The sequence below is a fragment of the Serratia sp. NFX21 genome, assembly GCF_048517035.1.
Lineage (GTDB): Bacteria > Pseudomonadota > Gammaproteobacteria > Enterobacterales > Enterobacteriaceae > Serratia > Serratia quinivorans.
The window spans coordinates 3,550,056-3,565,401 of record NZ_CP183196.1 but is presented as its reverse complement, the minus strand read 5'-3'; the positions used below and the strand labels follow the sequence as shown (position 1 = coordinate 3,565,401).

Annotated in this window: 11 protein-coding genes; 10 read left to right on the top strand and 1 reads right to left on the bottom strand. The window is 53.7% G+C overall.

Features of this window, described 5'->3' with window-relative positions; all coding sequences use genetic code 11:
• Positions 1-8: 8 nt before the first annotated feature.
• Positions 9-1,793 carry a nitrate/nitrite two-component system sensor histidine kinase NarX gene (gene narX / locus ACNT1W_RS16790; RefSeq protein WP_419245878.1) on the bottom strand — a complete coding sequence of 595 codons (1,785 nt, stop codon included), beginning with the start codon at positions 1,791-1,793 and terminating at the stop codon, positions 9-11.
• Between the two features lie 362 nt (positions 1,794-2,155).
• On the opposite strand from narX, the gene ACNT1W_RS16785 reads away from it, so the two are divergent.
• The 10 genes from ACNT1W_RS16785 (at position 2,156) to ACNT1W_RS16740 (ending at position 15,346) form a co-directional block, all read left to right on the top strand.
• Entirely contained in the window at positions 2,156-3,544 is a 1,389-nt protein-coding gene (locus ACNT1W_RS16785; RefSeq protein WP_112364060.1) for a NarK family nitrate/nitrite MFS transporter, read from the top strand.
• Positions 3,545-4,313: 769 nt separating this feature from the next.
• Positions 4,314-5,213: a winged helix-turn-helix domain-containing protein gene (locus ACNT1W_RS16780; RefSeq protein WP_419245877.1), complete on the top strand. Its 900-nt coding sequence runs from the start codon at positions 4,314-4,316 to the stop codon at positions 5,211-5,213.
• Positions 5,214-5,394: 181 nt separating this feature from the next.
• Complete coding sequence (locus ACNT1W_RS16775) at positions 5,395-6,351, top strand: NAD-dependent epimerase/dehydratase family protein (RefSeq protein ID WP_012145619.1); 957 nt, start codon at positions 5,395-5,397, stop codon at positions 6,349-6,351.
• Positions 6,352-6,531: 180 nt separating this feature from the next.
• Positions 6,532-7,581 (top strand): UDP-N-acetylglucosamine--undecaprenyl-phosphate N-acetylglucosaminephosphotransferase, encoded by a 1,050-nt coding sequence (gene wecA / locus ACNT1W_RS16770; RefSeq protein WP_012145618.1) that lies wholly within the window; start codon positions 6,532-6,534, stop codon positions 7,579-7,581.
• Between the two features lie 177 nt (positions 7,582-7,758).
• Positions 7,759-8,892, top strand: a complete 1,134-nt coding sequence (locus tag ACNT1W_RS16765; RefSeq protein ID WP_419245876.1) for a polysaccharide export protein — start codon at positions 7,759-7,761, stop codon at positions 8,890-8,892.
• A gap of 28 nt (positions 8,893-8,920) precedes the next feature.
• A complete protein-coding gene (locus tag ACNT1W_RS16760) occupies positions 8,921-11,104 on the top strand; it encodes a polysaccharide biosynthesis tyrosine autokinase (RefSeq protein ID WP_012145616.1) in 2,184 nt (727 codons plus the stop codon).
• 4 nt (positions 11,105-11,108) lie between these two features.
• Positions 11,109-12,398, top strand: a complete 1,290-nt coding sequence (locus tag ACNT1W_RS16755; protein ID WP_012145615.1) for a flippase — start codon at positions 11,109-11,111, stop codon at positions 12,396-12,398.
• Positions 12,388-13,236: an ATP-grasp fold amidoligase family protein gene (locus ACNT1W_RS16750; protein ID WP_012145614.1), complete on the top strand. Its 849-nt coding sequence runs from the start codon at positions 12,388-12,390 to the stop codon at positions 13,234-13,236. Before ACNT1W_RS16755 ends, ACNT1W_RS16750 begins: the two co-directional genes overlap by 11 nt.
• Positions 13,237-13,377: 141 nt before the next feature.
• Complete coding sequence (locus ACNT1W_RS16745) at positions 13,378-14,283, top strand: glycosyltransferase family 2 protein (protein WP_026142416.1); 906 nt, start codon at positions 13,378-13,380, stop codon at positions 14,281-14,283.
• A gap of 1 nt (position 14,284) precedes the next feature.
• Positions 14,285-15,346 (top strand): glycosyltransferase family 4 protein, encoded by a 1,062-nt coding sequence (locus tag ACNT1W_RS16740; RefSeq protein WP_419245875.1) that lies wholly within the window; start codon positions 14,285-14,287, stop codon positions 15,344-15,346.

Here is a 15,346-nt window from a genome sequence, read left to right as displayed (position 1 = left end):
TTCTCCCATTAGTCGATGGCGTGGTTGTCCGGTTTAAATACCACCCGGACCTCAGTGCCGCCGCCGCTGCGGGGTAAAATCTCGCAGCGGCCGTGCAGGCTTTTGGCGCGATCGCGCATAATTATCAGGCCGTAGTGATCGGGGCGATCGGTATCTGGCGGCAATCCGCAGCCGTTATCGCAGACGCTCAGTGTGACCTCGCCTCGTTGATTGACTACCTGAATGCTCACCTGGCTGGCCTGAGCATGTTTGTTGATGTTGCTCAACGCTTCGCGGGCAATTTGCAGCAGGTGGATAGCCTGATAAGCGGGCACCGTACGCGGCGTTAACTGATAGTCGAGCTGGATGGAAATGCCGAGCCGTTGGCTAAACTCCTGCACCGTCGACTGCAAGGCCGCCAGCAGTCCTGGCTCTGTCAGCCGCAGGCGGAAGGTGGTCAAGAGTTCACGCAACTGGCGGTAGGCGATGTTTAACTCTTCGCGCATCTGTTGTACCAGCGCCAGGTTGGCGGGTGAAAGTTCGGCCCCCTGCATTTGCAGGCAACTGGTTTGCATCTTCAGGCACGATAATGATTGGGCAATAGAGTCATGCAACTCACGGGCTATCGCCGCGCGTTCTTCCATCAGCATCAACTGCTGTTGATGATCCACCTGGCGTTCAATCGCCAGCACGCTGGTCAACTGTTCGACCAGGGTACTCATCAACTGCCGATCTTCGTCATTCAGCGGGCGTTGTGGCGCATGTTGCGCAACGATCACCCCGTAATCTCCCAGTTTGTCACTCAGGCTCCAGCTCAGCGAAGGATGATCGGCATGTTGCTGATTGTCGTCGCTCAGGCAGGCGCTGCACACCGGATTATTGCAATATTCCGGCCGCAACGGCTGGTTGCCGCACAGCTGTACAAACTGTTCCTGACTGTTGTTTTCGTACAGGCGTACCTGGATGGCGCGCAGTGGCGTCAGGGTTTGCAACTGATTGAGGATCGGTGTCAGGCGGCTGCACAATGGTTCGTTGGCATGCAACTGACGGCTGGCGTGATACAAAAAGCCCAGCACCTGATTCTTTTGCTGCAGATCGGCGGTTTTTTCTGCCACCCGCTGCTCCAGCCCGTTGTACATGGTAGCCAATTCGTCGGACATGGTGTTCAACGCGCCGCCGAGTGAGGCCATTTCATCCTGATGGCCACGCTGGGCAAAACGGCGGCTGAAATCGCCGCGACCCGCTGACAGCGCCATCGCCACCAATTGACGCCACGGATGCAGCAGACGACGGCGCAGGTAACAGATAGTCCCCACCAGCAGCAGCAGCGTCAGCGCGATAAACACCCCCTGTACCAGCGTCACCGTCAGCAGGCGCCGCTCGGTATGGTGGTCAATATCCGAGACCAGCGTATCGAGCAGGGAAACGAAATGTACCACCTGCGGGGTTGCCTCCGCCGGTTGCCGGGCTGCCCGCAACCTTGGCTGCAGGGTTTCTTGCCAGTAATTATTCAGCGCCTGAAACTGTTCGGTCAGTTGCTCTTGCGTCACTGAACGCTGAAGATCGGGACTGTTGGCGTCCTGATCCAGCTCACGGATCAGTGCTTCGCTGTGTGAATTCAGCGGCACCTGAGCCAGCAGACGATAACTTTGCATTCGCAGCGAACCGGCTTTGTTGATGGCATGCGCGTTGCCCTGAATGCTTTGCGACATCCAGGCTGAAATGCTCATACCGGCCACGCCCAGTATCCCCAGCAGCAACATCAGGACGGCCACCTGATTCACGATGGAAAGTGGTGCTAACAGGCGTTTCATAGGTTTTGGGCCCCCGAAGGCAGAGCAAGATACGGCTGGTAACCAGAGGACAAGCGCAGGTGGCATCAGCGGGTGTGGTAACGATTCCGCGTTATTTTTCATCATACCCGGCGATAACCCCATACCTCTAACGAAGTACCCACTAGTTTCCCGTCTGCCTTGCCAGCCGCTGCCAATGGCGTTGAGTAATAGCCAATAGATTGATTTTAAATGTTTTAAATCTATGCGGAGAGTTACTCATAAAGGGATGGCGGGGCTTTTCGGGCGGTTGGCTACCTGCATCCGGGTTGATTTACATCAACTTTGCCGTAGGGGCCGCCGCCTAGGGTGGGCGAAGTTATCATCCTGTGTCTGAGGTTTTTATGTCGCAATCTGCAACGTCATTATCAAAACAAACAGGCGCGGTTATTCAGGACTGGCAGCCTGAGGATGCCGCATTCTGGCAACAACGCGGCCAACGTATCGCCAACCGCAACCTGTGGATTTCCATTCCTTGCCTGTTATTGGCTTTCTGCGTCTGGATGCTGTTTAGCGCGGTGGCGGTCAATTTGAATAAGGTTGGCTTTAATTTCACCACCGATCAGCTGTTTATGCTCACCGCGTTACCTTCCGTTTCTGGCGCTATCCTGCGTGTGCCTTATTCCTTTGTGATCCCGATGTTCGGCGGCCGTCGCTGGACGGCGATCAGCACCTGCCTGCTGCTGGTACCCTGCCTGTGGCTGGGGTTTGCGGTGCAGGACGCGACCACGCCATATAGCGTGTTTGTGATTATCTCTTTACTGTGCGGTTTTGCCGGGGCCAACTTTGCCTCCAGCATGGCCAATATCAGCTTCTTCTTTCCAAAGGCCAGACAGGGCGGCGCACTGGGCCTGAATGGCGGCCTGGGCAACCTGGGCGTTAGCGTGATGCAGTTGGTGGCTCCACTGGCCATCTCTGTTGCCATATTTGGCGCCTTTGGTGGTACCGGTCAGGTACAGGCTGATGGCAGCTCACTGTGGCTGGAGAACGCCGCCTGGATTTGGGTACCTTTCCTGCTGGTCGGTACGCTGGCGGCCTGGTTCGGTATGAACGATCTGGCGGCCTCCAAAGCGTCGCTGCGTCAGCAACTGCCGGTACTCAAACGCGGTCACCTGTGGGTGTTGAGCCTGCTGTACCTCGCCACCTTTGGTTCCTTTATCGGTTTTTCCGCCGGTTTTGCCATGCTGTCCAAAACTCAGTTCCCGGACGTGGTGATTTTGCATTATGCCTTCTTCGGTCCGTTCCTCGGCGCTCTGGCACGGCCGGTGGGCGGGGCGCTGTCGGATCGCTTCGGCGGCATTCGCGTCACGCTGATTAACTTTGTGCTGATGGCCGTGTTTGCTGCCTTGCTGTTCCTGACTTTACCGGGAGCAGGGCATACTGGCTCGTTTATCGCATTTTATAGCGTCTTTATGCTGCTGTTCCTCACTGCGGGATTGGGCAGTGGTTCCACCTTCCAGATGATTGCCGTGATCTTCCGTAAAATTACCGTAGATCGGGTTAAGGCCAGCGGCGGCAGTGACGAAAGCGCTCAACGCGAAGCGGTTACCGATTCCGCGGCCGCCCTGGGCTTCATCTCGGCGATCGGGGCCGCAGGCGGCTTCTTTATCCCAAAAGCCTTTGGCACTTCCCTGGCGTTGACCGGCTCACCGGCAGGGGCGATGAAAATCTTCCTGGTGTTCTACGTGGTCTGTGTGCTGGTCACCTGGGTCGTCTACGGCCGTAAAAAATAGTTCACATATCCCCAGTTCCTCCCCGGCAGGGGAGGAGCTATTTCCCTTCTTTGCCATGTGAAGTTTTACTCCCTCAGTGAAATCCCTGTCGCTCTAGGTAATATTCTTATTACCGCTCACCATTTTTCCCTTTGTTTATAGGCATATCTCTCAAATTGCGTTTTTCACTTTAGATAGACGGTTTTTTTTCTGTTGGTTATTTTTCATTTCCCAGTCGAATTTCTTACTAAAATAAAACACTGTGAATGACCCATAGCATGGTAATAATTTTGTTTTTTTCCGTTATTCGAGAATCATCCCATCAAGTTAACAATAGTCCTTTGTAATTTGGTGCTATATTTTAACCTGGTGCCCTGTGAAGGATTAAATCAGACAACTCTCATTCTGTTTTGACAGGCTTTTTGTAGGCTATCTGGCAATCGGATTAGGTGGAAAAACAGGTGATATTCTTCAAGAGCAGGGTGGGATTTCACAATTTCACTTAGCTAACAAACTGATAACATAATTATATTTTGATTTAAAAACAGCGTGTTGGCTGTATTTTATTGCCGGTAAGCATGATGAGAAACCATGTTGCCAACAGGGAAATAATGACATTCAAACAATCATAACCTCCATTTGAGGAGGGATGTAAAAAATGAAATCAGCAAATTTTTATAAAAATAAATATCTGATGAATGCAACCTGTTGAGTTTACATTTAATTTCTTGAACATTTTTTCATATTTCTATACAAAGTGTGCAGGACAGGCACGCTAAGGAAATTAAAAGTGAATCTTGATAAAAGAATAAAGATTAGGAATCTAGATGTTCTGACACCGTCCAGGGAAAAGTTTCGCCTACGTTGGAAGGAGTATCAGATACTTTCACTTCTTGTCGCCAGATCCCCAGAACTGGTTAGCCGTACGGAAATTATAGAAAACATATGGAAAGGAACTTATTGTTCAGATTCAACGATAAATCAAACAATTAAATCTATTCGTCAAAAAATAGGTGATGCTGAGCATACACTTATCAGAACCATTCCTCGCCTGGGCTATAAGGTGGAAAACAAGGCGGTTTTTCACTTTATTTCTGAGGAGGATGAATACGTCGCCGATGAAATATGGAATATCGAAATCGATGCCAATAAAGATATTCAAGCGGAACTTTCTGAAAGTGACAATAAAGATGATGAAATTCTTACTGAAGAAATAGAACGGCCGGAGGAAGTGGTTGCTCCGGTTTCTTCGTCTGTCACGCCCGCGGCGCTTAAAAATACGGCAATAAGAAACAAAGCTTCGGCCTCAGCGGGTTTTTTCTCAGTTCCTGCCATTCGCGTGGTGAAATACCTGTCGGTATTCGTGTCATTGCTGGTCATTTCACATTTTTCATATGTACTGGGGAACCAAACTCGTCCGCCAATTATCAATGATATTCAAAACAATACCCGCGTGGTACTCACTCTGACGCTGAATAATCCTTTGGCCAAGGGGCCGCAAAGCCTGCTTTGTCTGTATCAGGGTGAAAACCTGGAGCAGGCGACCATTGAGTGCGTTGACCCCAAGCAGGGGAAGTTTAAACAGCCGGTGAAATACGATACTTCAGACGCACAGGGGGTGGGTAAGATTAATCTTATATTGCCGGGTAAAACCATGGAATATCAAGTTGCTTACGATGTTAAAAATTAGCACCAGATGATATTTCACCTTTGTCGATAATTTTACATTCGGCTAATATTTTTATTTCATTATTTGTTATTTGAAAGCCCGCTCTGTTTTGTCCAGTCTGGTTTCCATGTTCTAACGCCAATTAGCGTCCTGCCTCATGGTGCGGTAGGGAATAATGGGAAACCGGATTGAGTGACAAATTATGGATAAGCGTAAAGTAGCTATCATCGGGGGTTCCGGCTTTATCGGGACGCGTTTGGTTAAACGTCTGAGTGCGCGTAACGACCTGCTGTTGACCATCGTGGATAAAAAGCAGAGTGAGCATTTTCCTGAACTCTATCAGTTTGGCGATGTAACCCAGCCCGAAACCCTGCGGCAGGCGCTGGCGGGTTGTGACGCCGTGATTAATCTTGCGGCCGAGCACCAGGATAACGTCGATCCTGTCTCACTGTATTATCAGGTTAACGTTGATGGTGCGCGCAATGTTTGCATGACGGCCTCGGCGCTGAATATCCAACAAATTATCTTTACTTCCTCAGTGGCGGTATACGGCTTCGTGACTCAGGAAACCGGTGAGGAAGGGCTTTTTGAACCCTTTAACCATTACGGCAAATCCAAGCTGGAGGCCGAGTATGTTTACGAAGCCTGGCGCAAAGCCGATGCTGGCAACAAATTAACCATCATCCGCCCAACGGTGGTGTTTGGTGAAAATAATCGTGGCAACGTCTATAACCTGTTCCGGCAAATCGCCAGCGGCCGATTCGTGATGATTGGCAGCGGTAATAATATGAAGTCTATGGCTTACGTGGAAAATATTGCCGCCAGACTGGAGCATGCGCTGGATCAGCAGGCAACCTACCAGGTCAGCAATTATGTTGATAAGCCCGACTTCACCATGAATCAACTGGTCGACGTTATTTCTTCTTCATTAGGAAAAAGTAATAAGACTATTCGCATTCCCTATTTATTTGGTCTCTGTGGCGCAACGGCATTGGATGTGGTGAGCAAAATAAGTCACCGTAAATTCCCAATTAGCCGCGTGCGAGTGCAAAAATTCTGCGCCAGAACGCAATTTAAAAGCAATGTGCAAAATGATTTCGTGGCGCCGGTCGATCTTAATTTGGCAATCGAAAAAACAATTAAACACGAGTTTTCCTAGAGATAACTTTTTCTAAAACCAGGGCTGTTTATTTTTCGTCGATGACAACCGGATAAATCTGTAATTAACAGGATTAACTCATGCTGACTTATATCCTGGCAATATCAATTTTGTTTTTGTTAATAGCGCATTGGGAGCTGTAACTCAAGGGCGGTAGCGTGCTTATTCGCTGGAGGAACCATGTTATATCAACTGAGTGTGATATTTATTTTGGCGCTGATGCTGGTAGTTATTGCCCGCCGCGCTGCGCTGGCGGTGGGGTTAGTGGATAAACCCAATGCCCGTAAGCGCCATCAGGGGCATGTACCGCTGGTCGGTGGCATTGCTATCTACCTGATCATGACGCTGGTGACTTTCTGGCAACCGGACTGGTTGCCGCACAGTACCACCTATTTGTTGTGCGTCACCGCATTAGTGATGCTGGGGGTGCTTGATGACCGTTTTGATCTGCCGGTGGCGCCGCGCGTCATTGTGCAGGGAGGGATCGCGCTGGCGATGATGCTGGCGGCAGGGATGCAACTCTCTTCATTGGGGTTCCTGTGGGGCCACCAGGAGCTGTTGCTGGGTTATGCGGCGTTGCTGATCACCCCGTTGGCGGTATGGGGGGCGATCAACGCCTATAACATGGTTGACGGGATCGACGGCCAGCTTGGCGCACTGTCCTGTGTCACCTTTATGGCGTTGGCCATTTTGTTCGGGCTGGCCGGGCATGAGGCTCAGGCCTTGTGGTGCCTGAGCCTGATAGCGGCCCTGGTGGCCTACCTGCTGTTCAACCTCAGCGTATTCGGTGCGCGCAACAAGATTTTCATGGGTGATGCCGGCAGCATGGTGATTGGTTTCAGCGTGTTGTGGTTGCTGATTGTCGCCACCCAGGGGGCGGACGCGGTCATACGACCGGTGACCGCACTGTGGTTAATCGCCATCCCGCTGATGGATATGGTGACCGTGATGGTACGCCGTTTAATGCGTCGCCAGAGCCCTTTCAAGGCAGGACGCGATCACCTGCATCACATTCTGATGCGCCGCGGCCTCAATGCGCGCCAGGCGCTGGGGATGAGCTGCATGTTGGCGGTCACTCTGGCCTGTGTCGGCATCTGTAGTGAAGTGCTGCAGACACCGGACCACCTGATGCTGCTGGCCTTTGTATTTTGTTTCTTCGGTTATTTTGCCCTGTTGCGCGAACCGCGCCAGGCAAGCATTTTTACTGATAATCCTACCGCCGATCGTTAACCCCCAACGTGGCTCTGACCAAGCCCGTTATTAGGGAGAGCGTGCCGAAGGGGTCGTAGCGGCTTGTCCGCCGGAGCGCCCCTCGGTGCGCTAGGCCCGGGTATCTCAGTTCTTAAAGACAACTTTGTCATTCATCTGACGGGCCGCAATGGTGGCCCGTTTTCTCACGGTACCGTTATGAACCTTCATTTGCCTCATTGGATGCCACTGGTGCTGTCCAGCGTTTTGCTCAGCGGTTGCACTGCCTTTCCGGGGGCGCACCTGCCGACCCATGGCAAAGACGTCGTGACTCAGCAGGACGAAGACTTCGATTTGAACAAGCAGGTCCAGGTGTATCGCGTTACGCCGCTGCTACTGCAGAAAATGCGCCGGGTAGAGCCGGTGGCGCGGCCAAATCTGGCTCTGGACCAGCGTCTGCAAGGTTATCAGTACCGTATTGGTATCGGCGATGTGCTTAACGTTACCGTCTGGGATCACCCCGAATTGACCACCCCGGCGGGGCAGTACCGCAGCGCCAGCGACACCGGCAACTGGGTGCATGCCGACGGTTCAATCTTCTACCCCTATATTGGCCGGGTGAAGGTAGCAGGTAAAACCGTCAGCGAAGTGCGCAACCAGATCGCCGGCCGGTTGGCGACCTATGTGGAAAGTCCACAGGTCGACGTCAGCATTGCCGCCTTCCGCTCGCAGAAAGTCTATGTGACCGGCGAAGTGAAAACCTCCGGGCAGCAGGCGGTGACCAACGTGCCGCTGACCATTCTTGATGCGATCAATGCCGCCGGCGGGCTGACCGATAACGCCGACTGGCGCAACGTGGTGCTGACGCATCAGGGCAAAGAGCAGCCGATTTCCCTGCAGGCGCTGATGCAGCGCGGCGATATCAGCCAGAACCACCTGCTGGAGCCGGGTGACATCCTGTATGTGCCGCGCAACGACGAACTGAAAGTCTTTGTGATGGGTGAGGTCGGCAAGCAGTCGACGCTGAAAATGGACCGCAGTGGAATGACGCTGACCGAGGCACTGGGCAGCTCCGAAGGGATCAGCCAAACGGTGGCCGACGCCACCGGCGTATTCGTGATCCGCCCGAATGGCGGCAAACAGCCGCAGCGGCTGGCGTCGCTGTACCAGTTTGACCTGTCTGATGCCTCCGCGCTGGCGATGGGCACTGAATTCCAGTTGGAACCTTACGACGTGGTGTACGTCACTGCGGCGCCGATCGCGCGCTGGAACCGTTTGATCAGCCAGTTGGCACCGACCATTTCCAGCTTTAACGACCTTAGCGAGGCCACGTTGCGGGTCCGTAATTGGTAAACCCGTAACGGTGACTTAAGGAATACTGATGATGAAGAACAACGCATTGCCGATTGTGATGGCTGAACAGGACGACAAACTGGAGTGGGAGCGCCTGATTGGCCCGCTGTGGGATAACCGCTGGCGCATTCTGCTGGTGACCGGCGTCGCCGGTATTCTGGGCTGCGCTTATGCACTGATGGCGACGCCAATCTATCAGGCCACGGCCCTGGTACAGGTGGAAAAGCAGCTCTCGGGCGATTCATTGCTGCGTGAAACGCTGGACAGCTCTATTGGCGGCTCCATCGGGCAGAACTCGGCGACTCAGGACGAGGTTTCGCTGGCGAAATCGCGCTACGTGATTGGCAAAACCGTCGACGATCTTGGTCTGACTGTGCGTATCAGTCCGGATTACTTCCCGCTGCTTGGCAAGGGCATTGCCCGCCTGAGCGGTGAAACGCCGCCGCTGTTGAACATCTCCGGCATGAAGGTGCCGGCGGTCATGCAGGGCCAGGAACTGACCCTGACCGCAGAAGATCAACAGCGTTATAGCCTGAGCCATGACGGCAAAAAATTGTTCAGCGGCAGCGTGGGGCAAGCCCTGCAGCAGGGCGGTTGGGCAATGAATGTGACCGCACTGGAGGCCTTGCCGGGCACGACTTTCACTATAGTTAACGTGCCGCGCCAGAAAGCGGTGGATGACCTGCGCAATATGCTTGACGTTGCCCCCGGCGGCAAGGAAAGCGGCATCATGACCTTCAGCCTGGCGGGGGAGGATCCGCAGCGTGCAGAGGCGGTGCTCAAAAGCATCACCGACAACTATTTGCAACAGAACGTGGATCGCAAAACCGAGGAGGCGCAGCGCATGCTGGCCTTCCTGCACGAGCAGTTACCTCGTACTCAGAGCTCGCTCAACAACGCCGAAAATCAACTTAATCAGTTCCGTCAGCAAAACGACTCGGTAGATTTGTCACTCGAGGCCAAATCGGTGCTGGATACCCAGGTTCAGCTTGAAGGCCAGTTGAATGAGCTGACCTTCAAAGAGGCGGAAATCTCCAAGCTTTATACCCGCGTGCATCCGGCCTATCGGGCGCTGTTGGAAAAACGCGCCACGCTGGAAGCGGAAAAAGCCCGCCTTGGCAAGCAGGTACAAAGCCTGCCGAAAACCCAGCAGGAAATTCTGCGCTTAACCCGCGACGTGCAGGTGGACCAGCAGGTCTATATGCAACTGATGAACAAACAGCAGGAGTTGAGCATCAGCAAGGCCGGCACGGTGGGCAACATTCGCATTATCGATGAGGCGGAAACCGGTCTGCGCCCGGTGCAACCGCAAAAAGCGATGATCGTTTTGTTCGCTCTGTTGATGGGGGGCGTGCTGTCAGCCTCGGTGGTGGTGTTGCGCGCCGCGCTTCATCGCGGCATTGGTGACACCGATACGCTGGAAAAACGCGGTATCAGCGTGTACGCCACGGTGCCGCTGTCGCCATGGCAGCAAAAGCGCAACCGCGCTCAGCAGCAACTGTTGACTAAACACGGCAGCGGCAAACTGCCGATATTGGCGCAGGAGGAACCGGAAGATTTATCCGTTGAGGCGATCCGCAGCCTGCGCACCAGCCTGCACTTCGCCATGATGGAGGCCAAAAACAACATTCTGATGGTCTCGGGCGCCAGCCCCGCCAGCGGCAAAAGCTTTACCAGTACCAACCTGGCGGTGGTGATCGCTCAGGCCGGTCAGCGGGTGTTGTTGATCGACGCCGATATGCGCAAAGGCTTTTTGCACCGCTGGTTGAACAACAGCGCCAAGGCCGGTCTTTCAGACATGCTTTCCGGGCTGATCGCACCCGACCAGGCGGTGAAGAAAACCGATATCGCCAATCTGGACTTTGTGCCGCGCGGCCAGGTGCCACCGAACCCGTCCGAATTGCTGATGCATCAGCGCTTTGCCGACTTCCTGCGCTGGGCGGGGCAAAATTACGATCTGGTACTGATCGACACGCCGCCGGTACTGGCGGTAACCGACGCCGCCATCGTTGGCCATCATGCCGGTACGGCGCTGATGGTGGTGCGTTTTGAGGTCAACACCGTCAGACAGATTGAAACCAGTATCCGTCGCTTCGAGCAGAACGGCGTGACGATTAAAGGGGTGATCCTCAACGGCATGGTGAAAAAAACCGCCACCGATGCCGGTTACTATGCTTTTGCTTACCCCAGCCACCAGGAAAAGGTTCAGTAACCGCATGAAAGCGATGCTGATGAACTCCCTGTGGTTGATGTTGGAACGGGTATCGCTGAGCCTGTCAGGCATTTTTGTTTCGGTGTACGTGGCGCGCTACCTGGGGCCGGCGCAATACGGGCTGATTAACTACCTGCTGTCGGTGATCGCCATTGCCGTACCGTTGGTGCAGCTCGGGGCCGACGCGGTGTTGTTTAACCGTGTCGCCCGGCACCGGCACAGCGGCATCCGGCTGATGCTGGCCTCGATGCGCCTGCGGCGGCAACTGTTCGCATTGATCGCCATACCGCTGATGGCCTGGGCGTTGCTGACGCAGGATCGTACCAGTCAGATCATGATGGCGTTGATGCTGTTCAGCGCCTATTTCTCGGTGCAGGACGTTTATAAGATTTATTACGACGCCCTGCTGAAATCTAAGTTGAACACGCTGATCAACAATTTGGCGCTGTTACTGTCGATCGTGGTTCGGCTGGCGTTGGTGCATGCCAAACTGCCGCTGGAGTGGTTTGCCGTGCCCTATGTGCTGAGCAGCCTGATCCCCTACGCGGTGCGCTGGCTGCTGTTTCGCCGTGAGCAAGTGGGCATGCGGCCGATCGCCAGGCGTCATCAACGGCGTTACGGCCGTTACCTGCTGAAAGTAGGGTTGCCACTGGCGGTTTCGGGCCTGTCGATTGTCATCTACACCCGTATCGATCAAATCATGATCGGTAACTATCTGGGGGAACATAGCGTCGGGTTGTACAGCGCCGCCATCACCCTGAGTCAGGGCTGGATCTTTGTGCCGATTGCGCTGATCACCTCAATGATGCCCGGGGTGGCGAATGCCCGCACTCTGCTCGAACAGGAAGGGCGTATCCGGCTGCTGTATCTGGTGGTGCTGCTGCTTTCGATGCCGGTGATTTTGCTGCTTTCGCTGTTTCCCGGGCCAATAGTGGCGCTGATGTTTGGCGACAGCTACCGTGAAACCGCCACTATCCTGGCGCTGTGTTCGGTGACTTCGTTGTTCTCGGTGATGGGCACCGTCTCTTATCGGGCGATTGTGCTGTTCGGCGGCTACCGATTTATCGCGATAAAAATGCCGCTGGCCGCCCTGGCCAATGTATTGATGAATCTGGTGTTGATCCCGCGTTACGGCATTGCGGGCGCGGCGGTTGCAACGCTGATCACCGAGTTTATTTCATTTTTTGTACTTAATGGTTTTTTCAGAAGAGGACAAATTACCCGGCTGCAGGTGACCTGCTACCGTTGTTTACCTCAACTAATAGGGAAGGTGCGAGAACTTTATGCTAAATAATCTGGTGGAGGGTTTTTACCGTAATATACCCGATGCACTATATCATCAGTTAAAGTACGCATTATTTTTCCGCAAGATGCCGCATTTGGCCAGACCGGTGGGGTATAGCGAAAAACTGATGCGTAGAAAAGTCTATCCCCTGGCAATGTACACGCAATTATCCGATAAATATCAGGTGCGGGAGTATATTAAAAAACTGTGGGGGGAAGAGTACCTGATTGAACTTTACGCACAGGGAAAAGAACTGACTGAGGAAATGTATGAGGCATTGCCTGATGCATTCGTTATTAAAGCCAACCATGGCAGTGGCTATAACAAACTGGTTTTTGATAAGAGCCAGACCAGTTTTAATGAGCTAAGAGTCCTGACCAATAGTTGGCTGCGGCAGAATTTTTATCAGGTTTACCGCGAGCGCCATTATAAGGATATTCCGCCCTGTGTAATGGTGGAAAAAATGTTGCTGGAAGACGGCAAAACGCCGAATGACATCAAGGTCCACTGCTTTAATCGCGGCGGTGAAGTGCGGTTTTTCATCCAGATTGATTATCAGCGTTTTATTGATCACCGGCGTGACTTTTTTGACGCCGACTGGAACCGTACCGAAATCCGCCTGGGCGTGCCCAACAGCGAAGTGCCGATGGACAAGCCCTGCCGGCTGGAGCTGATGCTGGCGTTGGCACACCAGGTCGCCGAGCAATTCTCTTATGTACGTGTTGATTTTTATCAGGTGCAGCAACGTATCTATTTTGGCGAGCTGACATTCACCCCGGGGGCCGGCCTGCAAAGGCTGACGCCAGAAACCATTGAACAGGAGTGGGGAGGTTATTTCCAGGAGTAGTTGAATAACCGGTAGGCTGCGCGGATTTTACCCGCGTCAGGACGGGGGGTAATAACCGGACAAGGATATTCTGGGATAACAAACTATTCCGTTGGCAATAATGCTGTTTTGCCAAATGATAATATATTGTTGAGGTAATAAATGGACTTATCGATTGTCATGCCCGTTTTTAACAACTCAGCCAGTTTGGCCGCCACATTAGTCAGGATGACTAATGCCTGTCTGGGGTTCGATTATGAAATTATCGTGGTTGATAATGCTTCCGACCAACCAGAGCTGGATAATATGCGCGGCTTATTGGCTGCCAATCGCCGGGCACGGTTACATGAAAATAAAGTTCGCAGTAATACGGCGGTTTCCTGTAATACCGGTTTTCGTCTGGCGCGTGCGGAAGTGGTTTTCTTTCTGGAACCGGAGGACTCCTTTAGTACCAACTATATTATCCGCCGCCTGGAACGCCATCAGGACACCCGGCTGGACATTATTTTTGGTAATTACGCCACGGTGAGTGACAAAAATATTCGCAGCTATCGATTTGATTACAAGGAGGGGGCGGCAGGGGCGGATTTTTTATTTCTCGACATGGGGGATATTCGCACCTCCACCATCAGTCTGCGTAAAAAAGATGACCGACGGTTTTTATTCCCGGAGTTCCTCTACAAGTACCAGGACTGGGGGTTTTTGGTCAATGCCACCAATCTGGGGGCCAAAGTGGCCTTTGACGAAGGGCTAGGGGTGTTCATCCGCTGCGGTGATGCCGATACGGATCGTTGCCGGATGAACCTCGACGACAGCGAACAGTTTATTGATGCCTACCTGAATGCCAGTGGCCGTTACATCAGCGGGTTTGCCTGCAAACACCTGCTGGCCTCGCTGTACAGCGAGAACCTGCAGGCTTTCAACTATTACTCATCGCGCACGGAACGCCAGGCTCTGAGCAGCAAGTTCAGAGCGATCAAACTGTACGGCGACTGCCTGGCCAGGCTAGGGCTGTTTCCGTTGGGGGGGCGTCTGTTACGCAGCGCCCGTGAGGGATTTCGGAGATGACATGCAGCAACGAAAAGTAGCAATCGTGATTGAGAACATCGCCGAAAAAGGCGGTACCGAACGGGTCGCCAGCAGCCTGGCCAATGCGTTGGCTACGCGTTTGGGGCATCAGGTGGAACTGGTGTCGATCAGCGGTGACCGGGCATTTTACCCGCTGGACGCCGCGGTGACCCTGCGCTTTATGCCCGGCAGAACGCTGCTGTGGCCCTGGCGGCTGGCGTGGTTTCTGCGGCGCGGTCGTTATGACGTGATTATCACCGTTTCGATGGGAAAACTCTCGTCGCTGATGGTGCCGTACCTGCGTTTACTGTGTCCGCACAGTCGCCTGTTGCTGAGTGAGCACGTCAGTTTCCATCAATACGCCTGGCCGATGAAATGGCTGAAGGTGCTGGTTTATCGGTTGGGCGACCGCACGGTACTGCTGACGAAAAAAGATCTGGCCACCATCAGCCGCTGGGTGCCTGAACGCAAATGTTTGGTGATCGAAAACGTTTCACCTTTCCCGGTGCAATCGCCGCAGCCGAAGTTGCAACAGCCGGTGGCGCTGGCGGTCGGTCGGCTATGCCATCAGAAAGGGTTTGATCGCCTGATAGCCGCCTGGCAACGGGTGGCACGGCAAACGGCGGGCTGGCAACTGCATATCGTCGGTGATGGCCCGGATCGGGCGGCGTTACAGCAGCAGATTGACGCCGCCGGGTTGGCTGAACAGGTGAAGTTGCTGCCGGCGACCGCGGACATTGCCGGCCACTATCGCCAGGCGGCAATGCTGTTAATGACCTCGCGTTACGAGGGGCTGCCGATGGTGTTGATTGAAGCCATGAGCTTCGGCCTGCCGCTGGTGGCGTTTGACTGCCAGACCGGGCCAGCCGAGCTGATCGATGACGAGGGCAATGGCTATCTGGTGGCGGAGGGCGATATCGAGGCCTTCAGCCGACGCACGCTGGCGCTGATCGACGACGGCCAATTGCGTCAACGTTTTTCCCTGCGCTCGCTGGAGCGGGCGCAACAGTTCATCCCTGAGCGGATTTATCCCCAATGGCAACAGCTTATCGCTGGAGGTTAA

Excerpts from the sequence above, each read along its gene's own strand:
- narX (WP_419245878.1), bottom strand. The coding sequence starts at position 1,793 with ATGAAACGCCTGTTAGCACCACTTTCCATCGTGAATCAGGTGGCCGTC.
- ACNT1W_RS16785 (WP_112364060.1), top strand. The coding sequence starts at position 2,156 with ATGTCGCAATCTGCAACGTCATTATCAAAACAAACAGGCGCGGTTATT.
- ACNT1W_RS16775 (WP_012145619.1), top strand. The coding sequence starts at position 5,395 with ATGGATAAGCGTAAAGTAGCTATCATCGGGGGTTCCGGCTTTATCGGG.
- wecA (WP_012145618.1), top strand. The coding sequence starts at position 6,532 with ATGTTATATCAACTGAGTGTGATATTTATTTTGGCGCTGATGCTGGTA.
- ACNT1W_RS16765 (WP_419245876.1), top strand. The coding sequence starts at position 7,759 with ATGAACCTTCATTTGCCTCATTGGATGCCACTGGTGCTGTCCAGCGTT.
- ACNT1W_RS16760 (WP_012145616.1), top strand. The coding sequence starts at position 8,921 with ATGATGAAGAACAACGCATTGCCGATTGTGATGGCTGAACAGGACGAC.
- ACNT1W_RS16755 (WP_012145615.1), top strand. The coding sequence starts at position 11,109 with ATGAAAGCGATGCTGATGAACTCCCTGTGGTTGATGTTGGAACGGGTA.
- ACNT1W_RS16750 (WP_012145614.1), top strand. The coding sequence starts at position 12,388 with ATGCTAAATAATCTGGTGGAGGGTTTTTACCGTAATATACCCGATGCA.
- ACNT1W_RS16745 (WP_026142416.1), top strand. The coding sequence starts at position 13,378 with ATGGACTTATCGATTGTCATGCCCGTTTTTAACAACTCAGCCAGTTTG.
- ACNT1W_RS16740 (WP_419245875.1), top strand. The coding sequence starts at position 14,285 with ATGCAGCAACGAAAAGTAGCAATCGTGATTGAGAACATCGCCGAAAAA.